This is a genomic window from Arthrobacter sp. efr-133-TYG-118, from assembly GCF_030209755.1.
In the GTDB taxonomy this organism is placed as follows: Bacteria; Actinomycetota; Actinomycetes; order Actinomycetales; family Micrococcaceae; genus Arthrobacter.
In genome coordinates this window covers 82792-96589 of the sequence record NZ_JARVRH010000008.1, presented here as the reverse complement: position 1 = coordinate 96589, position 13798 = coordinate 82792, and the positions used below count along the sequence as shown (strand labels likewise).

16 protein-coding genes are annotated in these 13798 nt (G+C 64.0%); 7 read left to right on the top strand and 9 right to left on the bottom strand.

Annotated elements, in window-relative coordinates:
- Positions 1-19: 19 nt before the first annotated feature.
- The 4 genes from QRN59_RS07600 (at position 20) to QRN59_RS07585 (ending at position 3361) form a co-directional block, all read left to right on the top strand.
- Positions 20-1042 carry a carbohydrate ABC transporter permease gene (locus QRN59_RS07600; protein WP_284981927.1) on the top strand — a complete coding sequence of 341 codons (1023 nt, stop codon included), beginning with the start codon at positions 20-22 and terminating at the stop codon, positions 1040-1042.
- Positions 1043-1047: 5 nt separating this feature from the next.
- A complete protein-coding gene (locus QRN59_RS07595) occupies positions 1048-1914 on the top strand; it encodes a carbohydrate ABC transporter permease (RefSeq protein ID WP_284981926.1) in 867 nt (288 codons plus the stop codon).
- Complete coding sequence (locus QRN59_RS07590; protein WP_234752741.1) at positions 1911-2183, top strand: hypothetical protein; 273 nt, start codon at positions 1911-1913, stop codon at positions 2181-2183. The genes QRN59_RS07595 and QRN59_RS07590 overlap by 4 nt, the downstream gene beginning before the upstream one ends.
- A 119-nt stretch (positions 2184-2302) precedes the next feature.
- On the top strand, positions 2303-3361 hold the full coding sequence (locus QRN59_RS07585; protein ID WP_284981923.1) for a LacI family DNA-binding transcriptional regulator: 1059 nt from the start codon (positions 2303-2305) through the stop codon (positions 3359-3361).
- 13 nt (positions 3362-3374) lie between these two features.
- On the opposite strand, the gene QRN59_RS07580 is transcribed toward QRN59_RS07585, so the two are convergent.
- The 6 genes from QRN59_RS07580 to QRN59_RS07555 form a co-directional block, all read right to left on the bottom strand.
- The gene (locus QRN59_RS07580; protein WP_284981921.1) at positions 3375-4244 is read right to left on the bottom strand and encodes a DUF8083 family protein; all 870 of its coding nucleotides are present in this window, start codon (positions 4242-4244) and stop codon (positions 3375-3377) included.
- Positions 4245-4277: 33 nt separating this feature from the next.
- Complete coding sequence (locus QRN59_RS07575) at positions 4278-5084, bottom strand: exodeoxyribonuclease III (RefSeq protein ID WP_284981919.1); 807 nt, start codon at positions 5082-5084, stop codon at positions 4278-4280.
- A gap of 64 nt (positions 5085-5148) precedes the next feature.
- Positions 5149-5715, bottom strand: a complete 567-nt coding sequence (locus tag QRN59_RS07570; protein ID WP_284981917.1) for an HdeD family acid-resistance protein — start codon at positions 5713-5715, stop codon at positions 5149-5151.
- Between the two features lie 177 nt (positions 5716-5892).
- On the bottom strand, positions 5893-6477 hold the full coding sequence (locus tag QRN59_RS07565; protein ID WP_284981915.1) for a dihydrofolate reductase family protein: 585 nt from the start codon (positions 6475-6477) through the stop codon (positions 5893-5895).
- Positions 6478-6575: 98 nt separating this feature from the next.
- Positions 6576-7202: a response regulator gene (locus QRN59_RS07560; RefSeq protein ID WP_284981914.1), complete on the bottom strand. Its 627-nt coding sequence runs from the start codon at positions 7200-7202 to the stop codon at positions 6576-6578.
- Positions 7199-8431 carry a sensor histidine kinase gene (locus QRN59_RS07555; RefSeq protein ID WP_284981912.1) on the bottom strand — a complete coding sequence of 411 codons (1233 nt, stop codon included), beginning with the start codon at positions 8429-8431 and terminating at the stop codon, positions 7199-7201. The genes QRN59_RS07560 and QRN59_RS07555 overlap by 4 nt, the downstream gene beginning before the upstream one ends.
- 161 nt (positions 8432-8592) lie before the next feature.
- Between QRN59_RS07555 and QRN59_RS07550 the strand changes: the two genes are divergently transcribed.
- Entirely contained in the window at positions 8593-9153 is a 561-nt protein-coding gene (locus tag QRN59_RS07550) for a GlcG/HbpS family heme-binding protein (RefSeq protein ID WP_284981911.1), read from the top strand.
- A 40-nt stretch (positions 9154-9193) separates the two neighbouring features.
- Here the strand turns inward: QRN59_RS07550 and QRN59_RS07545 are convergent, their stop codons facing one another.
- The 3 genes from QRN59_RS07545 to QRN59_RS07535 are packed head-to-tail and all read right to left on the bottom strand — an operon-like array spanning position 9194 to position 11858.
- Positions 9194-10414: an acetyl-CoA acetyltransferase gene (locus tag QRN59_RS07545; RefSeq protein ID WP_284981909.1), complete on the bottom strand. Its 1221-nt coding sequence runs from the start codon at positions 10412-10414 to the stop codon at positions 9194-9196.
- Entirely contained in the window at positions 10411-11115 is a 705-nt protein-coding gene (locus QRN59_RS07540; protein ID WP_284981907.1) for a CoA transferase subunit B, read from the bottom strand. The genes QRN59_RS07545 and QRN59_RS07540 overlap by 4 nt, the downstream gene beginning before the upstream one ends.
- 26 nt (positions 11116-11141) lie before the next feature.
- Positions 11142-11858 (bottom strand): CoA transferase subunit A, encoded by a 717-nt coding sequence (locus tag QRN59_RS07535; RefSeq protein ID WP_284981905.1) that lies wholly within the window; start codon positions 11856-11858, stop codon positions 11142-11144.
- A gap of 208 nt (positions 11859-12066) precedes the next feature.
- On the opposite strand from QRN59_RS07535, the gene QRN59_RS07530 reads away from it, so the two are divergent.
- Positions 12067-12858 carry an IclR family transcriptional regulator gene (locus QRN59_RS07530; RefSeq protein WP_284981904.1) on the top strand — a complete coding sequence of 264 codons (792 nt, stop codon included), beginning with the start codon at positions 12067-12069 and terminating at the stop codon, positions 12856-12858.
- Between the two features lie 214 nt (positions 12859-13072).
- Positions 13073-13744: a fasciclin domain-containing protein gene (locus tag QRN59_RS07525; RefSeq protein WP_284981902.1), complete on the top strand. Its 672-nt coding sequence runs from the start codon at positions 13073-13075 to the stop codon at positions 13742-13744.
- Positions 13745-13798: the final 54 nt, after the last annotated feature.

Here is a 13798-nt window from a genome sequence, read left to right as displayed (position 1 = left end):
ATTTCCGGAAGGAGGGGAAATGTCCACCCTTGCGCAGCCTAAGCGGGCGCCAGAGACACCAAGCCCCAAAACCAAAAAAGTTCAAAAAGAAGTAGGACAGGACCGGGCGGCCACGTCTCAAGGCCGGTGGGCGTTCTGGTTGATTTCCCCCGCCTTGGTATTGCTTGCCGTGGTCATTGTGTACCCGGTGGTCAACGCGATTATCATGGCGTTCCAGAAGGACCAGGGTCTGGATCCGGTCACCAAGGTCTTCGTCCAGGGCGGACCTGCCGGCTTCGATAACTTTGTCCACTGGTTGGCCCAGCAGTGCGGCTCTGCAGCCTGTGCACCTGGCACTCTTGGCGCCCAATTCTGGAGCGCCGTTGGAACGACGTTCTTCTTCACTGTTGTCACCGTAGTCCTGGAGACCGTCCTCGGGTTCTGGATGGCCGTCATCATGGCCCGGACTTTCCGCGGTCGCAGTGCCCTTCGTGCTGCTGTCCTGGTTCCGTGGGCCATTCCAACCGCCGTGACCGCGAAGCTGTGGTTCTTCATCTTCGCTTTCGACGGAATCGCCAACAAGCTCTTTGGCACGGCAATCCTGTGGACAGGCAGCGAGTGGCCGGCCCGTTGGGCGATCATCATTTCAGACGTTTGGAAGACGACGCCGTTCATGGCCTTGCTGATTCTGGCTGGCCTGCAGATCATTCCGGCAGAAGTGTACGAAGCCGCCAAGGTCGACGGTGCCTCGGCATGGCAGCGTTTCACCCAGATCACCTTGCCGCTGGTGAAGCCCGCACTCATGGTGGCTGTCCTGTTCCGTGTCCTTGACGCCCTGCGCATGTATGACCTCCCGGCCATCATGACCCAGGGCTCGAACGGCACAACAACGTTGTCCATCCTTGTGGTTGACCAGATCCGTCAGGGATTCAACTCAGCAGCGGCTTTGTCCACCATCACCTTCCTCATCATCTTCCTGGTTGCGTTCATCTTCGTTCGTTTCCTGGGAGCCAACGCAGTCGCCTCGGCCACACCCAAGACCACCAAGGGGCAGGAAAAATGACCGCCGTGAGCATTGACTCCGCGCCCAAGACAGCTGCCCGACGGCGGGAACGCTTGGCTAGCGGACGCACGTACATCAGCGCAGCTCTCATCTTCATCTGGTGCTTGATTCCCTTTTACTGGATGATCGTGACCGCATTCCGCGACGTTGGATACACCTTCGATTCGACGCCTTTTTTCACCCACGTCACCTGGGACAACTTCAACACGGTGTTCTCTGAAAGCCTGGGCAACCACTTCGGCCGGAACCTGTTGAACTCGCTCTTCGTGGCAGGGGTAACCACCGTAGTTGCCCTGCTTTTCGGGGTGTTCGCGGCGTATGCCTTGTCCAGGCTTGAATTCCGCTTCAAGTTCCTGGTCCTCGGCTTTGTCCTCGGTGCATCGATGTTCCCGGGCGTGGCCTTGGTGACGCCGTTGTTCCAGCTGTTCACCAATATCGGCTGGTACGGCACGTATCAGGCGCTGATCATTCCGAACATCTCCTTTGTGCTCCCTTTGACGGTTTACACCTTGACGTCCTTCTTCCGCGAAATGCCGTGGGAGCTGGAGGAATCAGCTCGAATTGATGGCTGCACGCAGGGCCAGGCATTCCGTAAGGTGATCATGCCGCTGGCTGCGCCGGCTGTTTTCACCACCGCCATCCTGGCGTTCATCGCTTCGTGGAATGAGTTCCTCATCGCGAGCCAGCTGTCCAATGACCAAACCAAGACCGTCACGGTGGCTATCGCCTACTTCGCCGGTGCCCAGGCCCACCAGGAGCCATACACCGCCGTCATGGCAGCCGGAACGGTTGTGACGATTCCGCTTGTGATCCTCGTCCTGATCTTCCAGCGCAAGATCGTGGCGGGCCTGACAGCCGGCGCTGTCAAATGACGCAAACTCCGGATTCGGCCGGGCCGTCCCTCGGCGGCCCGGCCAAGGAGCAGCACTCGCGGGTGAAATCGGCGGAAGATTTCGACCTCGTGATAGGTTTCCTTGGCTTTTGGGCCTTGGTCCTGCTGGTCATCACCGTCGCCGCCGAGCTCACGGCCCAGCCCGCACTGGGTTGGGCCCTGGGCCTGCTGGCAGTGCTGCTGGCCCTGTGGGGGATGCTTCGGCTTCGCCGGCGGCTCCCTGCACGGACATCCAGACGCATCAGGTGAGCAGCGAGCCGAAATAAGTAGCGCGGAATCGGCGGAGGACAGCCAGGCGGAATACGCTGGTTATCTGCCGTCTGGGAAGGAACCCCCGGCTTCCGCACGGATTCTTTGAGGGGGCTTGAGTGGCAAAAACGAGTGAACGGTCCCAGCGTGGCGGCCACGCAGGGGCCAGCATTGAGGACGTCGCACAGGCCGCAGGCGTTTCCACCGCCACCGTTTCCCGCGCAGTGCGCGGCCTTCCCCGGGTGTCTCCTGCCACCCGGGAAAAGATCCTCCGGGTTGCCGGAGAACTTGGGTATGTGGCGTCGTCGTCCGCTTCGGGACTGGCCACAGGCCGCACCAGGACGATCGGTGTCCTGGCCCCCTACGTGGACCGTTGGTTCTTCTTCAAGGCGATCGAGGGCGTAGACCGCGAGCTCCACGCTCGCGGCTACAACCTGTCCCTCTTCAACTTGGGCGGGCAGCGCGGAGCCCGGGAACGGCTCTTCAGCAAGACGATGGTCTATAAGCAGATCGATGCACTCCTGGTCCTCTGCATGTCCCTGACGCCCGAGGAAATCGCCGATCTCCAAAGGATCGAAATCCCCTTGGTGATTGTCGGCGGTCCGGTGGAGGACTGCCCCAGCATCGGCATCGACGATTACGCTGCTTCGGTGGAAGCCACCATGCATCTGTTGAACCTCGGCCATCGGGAAATCGCGCTGCTCCACGGCCAGGACGATTCCGACCTGAACTTCACCGTGCCGCGACTACGCGTTGACGGCTTTACGGATGCCATGACGAGCGCGGGCTTTTCCATGCCTCCGGAATGGGACATTTTCGGAAACTTCACCGTGGGCAGCGGCCAGGAAGCCTTCGATGAGCTCTGGAGCAAGCCCGGACCCAAACCGACGGCGATCTTCTGCGCCTCTGATGAAATGGCCATGGGAGCCATGTTGCAGGCGCGGCGCCGTGGTGTCCGTGTACCGGAAGATCTATCCATCATCGGCATTGACAACCATGAATTCGCCGAGGCCATGGGCCTGACAACCGTGGCCCAGGACCCCGTTGAACAAGGCCAGTTGGGGACGCGCATGCTGTTGGACGAATTGGCCGGGGCTGCAGGTTCCGTGCGGTCCATGAAAGCACCCCACCGGCTCATCGTGCGGGAAACTACGGCACCGCCCCGCCCCAAGGACTGACTCAGCCTCGCAGCTAGGAAGCCCGGGCCAACTGCCTGATGGGGATCCAGCGGGAAGCCAGCCTGCGATAAGCCGCGGCCGCTCCTGTCATGTCTCCCTCGGCCAGGCATTCGATGCCGAGCCTGACGTCCATGGGCGACTCGTCTGGGTACACCTTGTCTGCCACGGCGCCATAGTCCAGCTCGACCATTGACTGCACATGGAACAACTCGAGCCATTCGGTGAGCTGGGTGAGGTCGTCCAGCATGTCGAGGTCCGGAGCGGCGAGGGCGAGGTTGGCCACAGCGAAGCGTGCCCGGTCCAAGGCATCCGTCAGCGAGGCCCAGACCCTGACCGTCAGGATGCGTCCTCCGGATTCCACGACGTCCTTGCGGTCCGACTCCTGGAACAGCGAGAACCAGCTGAAGGGAATGCCCCACGTGGAGGCCCGTGTGTGCACCCGCTTCGCGTCGTGACTGGCGTTGATGCGGTCGATGCGTGCCTGGTGCCGGTCGCGCTGGTCCACGGGGATGAGGAGGTCCGCGAGGGGTCCGTGGATACCTTCCATGAGGGCGTTGGCCGCCAAACCTGCCCGGATGACCAGCTGGCTTGGGCAATAAAGCAGCCGTCCGCCGTCGGGGTCGTTCCGATCTCCGGAAGGAACCCGCGTGATGCGGACCAGATCGGTGCTGCCGGTGGGAAAAGGGTCCCCGCCCTTGCGGGTGACCCGTCCGAGGGAAGCGAGCAGCTCGGCAGTTTCGACGGCGGCCCGCGAACCGCTGCGGGTACCACTCGCCACGAGCTGCTGCCGTTGGTCCTCGGGGAATGCTTCGAGCGGTTCGTACACGCGCAACGCTGAAGAGAAGGGCAGCCCTGCCTGGCTCCCGTATAGCTTTCCGCTCATCGCGGGCCCGCCTCCTCCGTCAATTGTTGCTGCTCAGTCCGTAAGCTCCACGATCACGGGAGCGTGGTCCGAGGCGCCCTTGCCCTTGCGTTCCTCGCGGTCGATCGAGGCCCCGGTGACGCGGGCGGCCAGCGCGGGAGAGGCCATGACGAAGTCGATACGCATGCCCTCCTTCTTGGGGAACCGCAGCTGCGTGTAGTCCCAGTAGGTGTAGACGCCGGGACCCGGGGTGTAAGCGCGGGCGACGTCGGTGAAGCCGGCCGTTTCGAACGCCCGGAAGGCCTCGCGCTCGGGTTCGCTGACGTGGGTGAGCGCGTTCGCCCGGAAGTAATCGATGTCCCAGACATCCTCGTCCAGCGGCGCGATGTTCCAGTCGCCCATGAGGGCCACCTGGGTCTCGGGGTTCTCCGTGATCCAACCGGCGGCGTGGCCCTTCAGGGTGTCCAGCCACTTGAGCTTGTAAGGCATGTGTTCATCGTCCAGGGAACGGCCGTTGGGAACGTACAGGCTCCACACCCGTACTCCGCCACAAATAGCGGCAATGGCGCGGGCTTCCTGGACCGGATCCTTGCCGGCTTTTCCGAAGGCGGGCTGGTCAACAAAGGTGCGCTCGACGTCGTCGAGCCCTACACGCGAGGCGATAGCCACGCCGTTCCATTGGCTCAGACCGAAGTGGGCAACCTCGTAGCCCATGCGCTCGAAGAGCTCCCACGGGAAGTTGTCGTCCTTGCACTTGGTTTCCTGCATGGCAAGAACGTCGCAATCACTGCGCTGCAGCCAAGCCTCGACGCGGTCGGCACGTGCGCGGAGCGAATTCACATTCCAGGTAGCTATCTTCACAGCCACTAACTTACCGAACTTGTGCCCTGGCGCATCCCCTTGGGATGGATTGCTACCGCGGGGACTAGTGGGCGAGCATCACCGAAGAAGAGGCGCGCCTGCGGAGCTTGATGCCGGAGGCGATCAACAGAACACCGCTGACCGCGGCGTATGTCGCGAGGAGCGCCACCACGCTCAGGAATCCGGCGCCTGGATTGACGAGCACAAAAAGCCCAAACAAAGTGGTGACCAAGGCTGTCAGCATCCAGATCCACCAAGCCCTGACCGTGGTCCTGGTGTCCATGGCAAGGATAATTTGCGAAATGCCGAGGACCAGGGCCCACGCTCCTATGAGGACGCCCAGTGCCGCAGCGGTGATGCCCGGCCACGAAACGGCCACGAGGCCGGTCGCGACGGAGATGAAGCCGCCAATCATGCTCCAGCGGGAATGGCGCGCAGGATCGTAGAAGTAGTGGGCCATATTGGTGAGCCCGTCGGTGATGGCGAAGACGCCGAACACGTAGACGAGGGCAAACACCGTGGCGACCGGCAGGGAAGCGACAAGGAAGGCCAAGAGAAGGGCCAAGGCTCCCCGGAAGATGAGCGCCGTTCCTGAATGCTGAAACAACTTGCGTCCTGCGGTGTCGGACATAGGGTCAGTTTAGACCCGGCGCGGTAGCTGGGGAATGGGCCAGCCGGAACTCCCCGGCGCAGCGCGGGGTCACTTACGGCCCAAGTTGCTGCCCGGCATGGACCGTAAGTGACCCCGCGTTGGGGAGTTCCAGCGGGCTTCCCGCTCCACCGGGCACGCGCGAGGCCACCACTTTCGTTATCGGCGGGTGTAGTGGGCGATGATCACGCCCTTGGTGGTGGTGACGGAGCCGGTGAGCTCGAACTCGGTCAGCGGGGCTGGGCCTTCGAACAGCCGCTTCCCGGTACCCAGGGTGAGCGGGTGGATCAGCAGCGTGAAGTTGTCGATGAGGCCTTCGGCGTGCAGGTAGCGGACCAGCGACGCGCTGCCGATGATCGTCAGATCGTTGCCCGGCTCGGCCTTGAGCTTGGCCACCGTCTCTGCGGCCTCGCCGGACAGCAGGATGGAGTTCTGCCAGGCATCGGCGTTCTCCAGCGTCCTTGACACAACGTACTTCGATCCCGCGTTCATGTACACGGTGAAAGGGTTGTCGTCGGCGCGGGTGCCCCAGACGGTGATGAAATCGGTCCAGGTCCGGTGTCCGAACAGCATGTCCGTGGGTTTCGCCATGCCCTTGCCCATCTCACGGCCCATGACCTCGTCGTTGTACCTGCCGCCCCACCCGCCGTGGGTGAAGCCGCCGCGGGTGTCTTCGTCCGGACGGCCCAGGCCCTGGATGACTCCGTCGAGGGTAATGGACAACGTGGCATTGATCTGGCGCATGACATGCTCCCTTGCTTCTGCGGACCGCTCTCTGCGGCCCGGTCACCTCCTATACGAACGGCGGCCGGCCAAATCGACACCTGCACCCCAATTTTTTCCTAGCGCATCCCCTCGCGGCGAATGGCCACCGCAATCGCCGCCGCCCGTGTCTCGACGCCGAGCTTGGCGTATATGTGGGCTAAATGCGTTTTGACCGTGGCCTCGGAGATGAACAGCCTTTTGCCGAGCTCGCGGTTGCTGAGGCCTTGAATGAGGAGGCTGAGGAGTTCGGCTTCACGCGGGGTGAGGACCTCGTCCGGGTTACGCAATTGCTGGAACAACTTGCTGGCCACGGGTGCGCTCATGACGCTCTTGCCCTGCGCTGCGCCCCGGACCGCAGCGAAGATCTCCTCCGGCGCGGCGTCCTTGAGCACATACCCCATGGCACCTGCGTCCACGGCCCTCACGATGTCGGCATCGGAATCATACGTGGTGAACACCAGTACCGCTTGCTGCTTGCTCGCTTGGCGCAGGCGCTTGATCGCCTCGATTCCGTCCATGCCCTGGCCCATGGCGAGGTCCATCATGACGACGTCGGCCGGGTGCTGTTGCGCTGCCGTGAGGGCTTCCTCGCCGGATGCCGCCTCGGCGACGACGGTGATGTCCGGCTGGGTGCCGAGCAAGGCCTTGAGCCCGCTCCGGACCACCAGGTGGTCATCCACGAGCAGGACCGAAACGGGGTTCATGGACTGTCCTTCTCGACGGGCACCGCTGGTGCGGGGTTTGCCTGGTTGGGTTCTGTAGGGGGCAGCGGCAGTTGTGCGGCTATGACGGTTCCCTCTCCGGGGGAGCTCTCCACCGAAAACACTCCGCTGAGTTGTTCCACCCGTTGGCGCATGGCACGTAGTCCGTAACCTCCCTTTTCCGACGGCGGTGGTACCGCAGCGGGATCAAAGCCGCGGCCGTCGTCGAACACGTCCAGGGTGACCGCCCCGGGAAGGAAGCCCAGCGTCAAACTTGCCTTTTCAGCCCGGGCGTGGAGTTTGATGTTGGCCGCAGCACTTTGCGCCACGCGTATCAGGGCATGGCGGACCTCGGTGGGTACCGGCCGGGGATCGCCGGTGACGTGGAGGACCACGGAGTCGAGGTACCGGCGGGCGGCTTGTTCGAGGGCTTGGGGCAGTGGTCCGTTTTCCAACCCAGGGGCGGAAAGTTCGTGGACCAGGCTGCGAGTGTCGGCGAGGTTCTGCCGGAGGAGGGTCCCGGCCTTCTGGACTTCCGCTTTCGCTCCCTCTTCAGGCCACGAACGTTGCGCGGCTTCGAGCAGGAGAAGGCTGCTGGCAAGGCCTTGCGTGACGGTGTCGTGGATTTCCCGCGAAACACGCTCGCGCTCCGCGGCGATCCCGGCTGCGCGTTCGCCGGCGGCCAGCCGTTCCTGCGCTTGGGAGATGTCGGCATGGAGTTGGTGTTGCACCGTGGCGTCGTGCTCAATCCGGTCGTAGATCAACGTGAGCAGGACCGCGGCGGCGATGGGCCCGAGCAGCATGGCGACGTCGGTGTCGCCGCTGAGGCGGAATAGCCCGATTGCCGTGGCAATTGCCGTCAAGCCCCCGGCCAGGTAGGCCATCCAACCCATGAAGGCTGCGCGGGACAGGAAAAACAAGGCGAATGAGCACCACGCAAAACTCGGTGCGGCGATCACCAGCACAGCCCAGGCGAGCACGAGCGCGACCATCCACAACAGCCACGGCTGGCGCCGCTTGGCCAGCACGGCAACCACTGCGTAGAGGACGCACACGGCGCCAGCCAGGGCCACTGTCCAGAGATTGTCGGCCAGGCTGTGCCGCAGGACGTAGCGCACACCGGATGCCACCATGAGCACGGCGAAGCTGAGGTGAACCACGGCGTCGATCCGGCCCATGGCGGGGCGGACGGCAGCGGGGCGGGAGGCCGTCCCGTTCGAAGATTCCGGCATTCTTCCCATGCTAGGCGCGTTCCGGTCGCCGGTCTCTCCGCCTTTTGGCTGATGCCGGGAACGGAAGGGATGAGGCCAGGCGAGACGAGGGCCGGATGTGCGGAGGGTGCCCTGCCGGAAGCATGGAACTGTACCCGTTGCCGACCTCACGGAGGACCACCATGAAGAAGTCCAACAAGATCTTTGCCGTCGCTGCTGCCGGAGCCTTGCTCCTGACCGGCGGGGCGACCGCCGTCGCAAATGCCGTGACTCCGGCCGCCGCAAAAACTGCGACGGCCGCCGTCGACGTCAATCCGTCCGCGGAAAACGTCGTCCCCCAAAACCGCATCACCGTCGGTGCATCCAGCCAGGCAGTCAACGCAGCCTTGGCGAAGTGCCAGGCCGACAAGCTTCCGTTCGTTACCGTTGCGCTCGTGGACCGCTTCGGGACAGTCCAAGCCTTGCTCCGCGGCGACAACGCTGCAGAACACACCATCGAGGCCGCCAAGCAGAAGGCCTACACCGCAGCCGCCTTCGGCGCGCCGACCAGCGAACTTGCCAAGCGAATCAACGGCAACGGCCCATCGATCGCCGACCTCCCGGGCACCCTCTTCCTCCCCGGCGGAGTGCCGCTCAAGGTGAACGGCGTCTCGGTGGCGGGGATCGGCGTCGGCGGCGCTCCGGACGGTGCCCTGGACGAAGCCTGCGCGGCAGCCGGAGCGGCCGTGCTTGAGGCGAAGTAGGGCATTCGAGGGGCCGCCCCCTCGAACAATCGGTTGGTCCTTAGACAGCCTCCAAAACGGAGACGTAGTTCGCGATGCCCACGCCGCCCATATTCTGCACGGCTCCGCGGCGGGCGTTGGGCAGTTGCATGGCGCCCGCGGTGCCCGTGAGCTGCATGGCGGCAATGACGTGCTGCGATACTCCTGTTGCGCCAACGGGGTGGCCTTTGGCCTTGAGTCCGCCCGACACATTGACCGGCAGCTTGCCGTCCTTGTAGACCCAGCCTTCCTGCACCGCCCGGGATCCTTCGCCGCGCGGGGTCAGCCCCATGGCCTCGTACATGATCAGCTCGGCGATCGTAAAGCAATCGTGCACTTCGGCGAAGTCCAGTCCGTCAATCCCGACGCTGGCCATCCCCAGCGCGCGTTCCCAGGACACCCTCGTGGCGGCGAACTCCGTGGGGTCGCGGCGTTCTGCCGGGAAGAAGTCGTTCGCGTGCCCGAATCCCGCGAGCCGCACAGGTTCGGTAGCAGCGCCCGACGCCGGGCCCAGGGAAAGCACGACGGCGGCGGCGCCGTCGGACACGGGGGAGCAGTCGGTGCGACGCAGCGGTTCGGCAACCATGGGATTCTTCTCGGAAACCGTCCGGCAGAACTCCTCGCCGAAGTCCCTGTGCATCTGCGCGTAGGGGTTGTCCATGCCGTTGTGGTGGTTCTTGGCGGCGATGGATCCAAGGATGTCGCTTAGGCCGGCCCCGGCAAAACCAGGGCGTTCGATGCCCGCGCCGTAACGCTTGTCGTAGTGCCGGGCCACCTCGGCGAACAGCCCCGTGAAACCGGTGGTGGAGGCCTTGCCCGCCATTTCATAGGAGGCCCCGAGCAGGGCTGCTCCTACGACGTCGGTTCCCGCGTCCGTCATCTTTTCGGCGCCGATCACCAGGACGTTGCGGGCAGTGCCGGCCAAGACAGCCTTCACGCCCTGTTGGAATGCTGCGGAACCGGAGGCGCAGGCGTTTTCGGTTCTCGTTGCGGGCACATTGGCCAGCTCCTCGGACAGCTGCAGGGCCAGGGAGGACGTGAAGCCCAGGGGCTGCATGCCTGAGTTGAACTGGCCGAGGTAGATCTCGTCGATGTCCCGTGGCTCGAGGCCCGAGTTCCGGATGGCCTCCGCGGACACCTGGACGATCAAGGACTCCAGCGTTTCGTCCGTGAGTTTGCCGAACTTGCTGTGTCCCCATCCGGTGAGGAGGATGTCTTTGCCGAACTGGTCTTTCAGGCTCATGCCGGTGTTCCTTCCAATGCAGTTCCTTCCAATGCAGGGGTGGTTTCCAATGCGACGTCGAATGCTGCCTCGGTCTTCTCGCGGAGCTCCTCCACGGTGACCCCGGGTGCGAGGCGGGTCAGCGTGAGCTGCCGCCCGCCGTCGTCGTTCGCGGATGGCAAGATGTCGAACACCGCGAGGTCGCTGACAATGCGGTCCACAACCTGGAGGCCGGTCAGCGGCAGGGTGCATTCCCGGACGATCTTGGCGCTCCCGTCCTTGGCGTTGTGCTCGGTGAGGACCACGACGCGCGGGGTGCCGGCCACCAGGTCCATGGCCCCGCCCATGCCCTTGACCATCTTTCCCGGAATGGTCCAGTTGGCGAGGTCGCCGTTGCCGGAAACCTGCATGGCGCCGAGGATGGCAACCTTGACGTGTCCGCCGCGGATCATGCCGAATGACGTCGCGGAGTCGAAGATGCTGCCGCCGGGCAGGACCGTGACGGTCTGCTTGCCTGCGTTGATCAGGTCGGCGTCTTCCTCGCCCTCATAGGGGAAGGGCCCCATACCAAGCAGGCCGTTCTCGCTTTGCAGGACAACCCGTACGCCGTCGGGCAGGTTGTTGGCAACAAGGGTCGGAATGCCGATGCCGAGGTTGACGTAATCGCCGTCGTTGAGTTCCTGGGCCGCAATGGCGGCCATTTCGTCGCGGGTCCATGCCATGGTGGTGCTCCTTCGCTGGTGGGTGCTTAGACGGCCAGGGCTTCAGTGCGGGGCCGGACGGTGCGCTGCTCAATGTCCTTGGTGCGGCTGCTCGCCTGGACCAGTCGCTGGACGTAGACGCCGGGGGTCACGATATGGTTCGGATCCAGCTCGCCCGGCTGCACGATCACTTCGGCCTCGGCGATGGTCACGATTCCCGCCGTCGCCACTACAGGGTTGAAATTCCGGGCCGTGTAGCGGTAGATCAGGTTGCCGTCCGTGTCCGCGGTGTGCGCGTGGACCAGCGCGACGTCGGCGACGATCCCGCGCTCGCGGACGTACATGACGCCGTCGAACTCTTCGAGCGGCTTGCCCTCGGCAACCAGGGTTCCGACGCCGGTCCGCGTGTAGAAGGCGGGGATGCCGGCACCACCGGCACGGAGGCGTTCGGCCAGGGTGCCCTGGGGCGCGAATTCGACCTCGAGCTGCCCGGATAGGTACTGCTCGGCGAAGAGCTTGTTCTCGCCGACGTAGGAGGCGATGACTTTGCGGACCTGGCCCGTTTCGATGAGGACGCCAAGCCCCTTGCCATCAATGCCCATGTTGTTGGAGACCACTGTCAGGTCCTTGACGCCCGAATCGCGGACGGCGTCGATCAGGTCCGCGGGGATGCCGCTAAGCCCGAAACCACCGACGGCGATCGTCTGGCCGTCGCGCAGGACGTCCTGTAGTGCAACGGCTGCGCCGGGCTGGATTTTGGCCATGGCTTTGTCCTCGTCTTTGAGTAGGGTTACTCAGCGGCTATCCACTTTGTGGACACGGGTCTGAGCTAACGGTCTGAAATGGAGCTTAAGGCGGCCCAGTGGCGAGGGTCAACGGCGTCGCATGGCCAGAAGGACTGAACTCGCATAGTGTGGACGCTAGTCTTAGAAGTGTCCACATTGTGGAGGATATCTTTGAGAGGAGATCGGATTGCCGACTCAGCAGCCGCAAATCAAGCCGGTCCAGGGCGCCCAAGTCGTGGCTCGGGTTGCCGCGCTCCTCCGGCTCGTGGGACGCAAACCGGAGGGCATGTCCATCGCTGGCCTGGTCCGCGAGTCCGGCCTGACCCGCCCGACGGTGCACCGCTTGCTCGCGTCGCTCGCTGCCGGGGGCCTGCTGGACCACGACCGGCGGACCGGCAACTGGATCCTGGGGCCCGAGATTTTCCTGCTGGGGTCCGTGGCGGCGGCTCGGTTCCCGTTTGAGGACTTGGCCCGGCCCAGCCTGCGCCGCCTGGCCGAGGAGAGCGGGGAAAGTGCCTTCTATTCCATCCGTCGTGGCCACGAAACCGTGTGCGTGCTCCGCGAAGAAGGCAGCTTCCCCGTGCGCTCGTTCGTCTTGCACGAGGGCGTCAGGTTCCCGCTCGGCGTCGCGTCGGCCGGCACGGCAATCATGGCGTTCCTGCCGGATGAAGAACAAGAAACGATCCTCTCCGGATGGGAACAGCATGCGGGGGACTTCGCCACTGGCCACACCGAGAGTGTGGTGCGCCGGAACCTTGAGCAGACCCGAATGGCCGGGTACTCGGTGAATCCCGGTTTGGTCCTCGAAGGCAGTTGGGGGATGGCGGCTGCCGTCTTCGACCAACTGGGCCGGCCAGTCGGCGCTCTATCCCTCACGGGCATCGAGCCGCGATTCCGTCCTGAACGCCGGGAATTCCTCGGCAAGTTGCTCATGGAAGAAGCCCACCGCATGAGCTCCGCAAGAACCGACCACCTTTGAGCCGCAACGTCGGCGCGAATGCCGCCATCCGGCGTCGGGGGTTCCCAAAAGTGGTCGGTTCTTGAGGGGCTTCCAAATTAAGTTTTGAAACTCACCCATCCCTGCAGCCCACACCTCCGAATAGCTGGCATAAGGACTTAGCCCGCAAGGGTGAAGTGCTTTCACGCCGGAATCAACCGGCACCGAATGTCAGTCCGTTTGAAGGAGAAATGTCATGCTTTCTACAAAGCGCACGTCTTTTGCGATCGCCGGCCTCGCCGCTTCCGCCCTGTTGGGCCTCACTGCTTGTGGCGGCTCCGCTTCCACGGCCACACCGTCGTCGGCCGCTCCGAGCTCGGCGACCACCATGGCGGCGACACCCTCCGCCTCGGCAAGCGCCGCGATGGACCCGACAAAAGACCTCGTTGGCCCGGGCTGCGCAGGTTACGCCTCCCAGGTTCCCAGCGGTGCAGGTTCTGTTGCCGGCATGGCTCTCGACCCGGTAGCCGTGGCCGCTTCCAACAACCCGTTGCTCAAGACCCTCACGGCCGCAGTGTCCGGCAAGCTGAACCCCAAGGTGAACCTGGTGGACACGCTGAACAGCAGCCAGTTCACTGTCTTCGCTCCTGTGGACAGCGCCTTCGCCAAGATCCCCGCCGCCACCATCGACAGCCTCAAGACCGACGACGCTCTCCTGAGCAAGATCCTCACCTACCACGTCATCCCCGGCCAGCTGACTCCGGACCAGATCGTGGGCACCCACAAGACGGTTGAGGGCGACTCGGTGACCGTCACGGGAACCAAGGACGCGCTCAAGGTTGACGGGGGCTCCGCCGTGATCTGCGGCGGCGTCCACACCGCCAACGCGACGGTGTACCTGGTTGACAGCGTCCTGATGCCGAAATAGATCTCAACAGATGAGGTACAGGCCGTGCCCCTTAAGATTCGTCTTAAGGGGCAT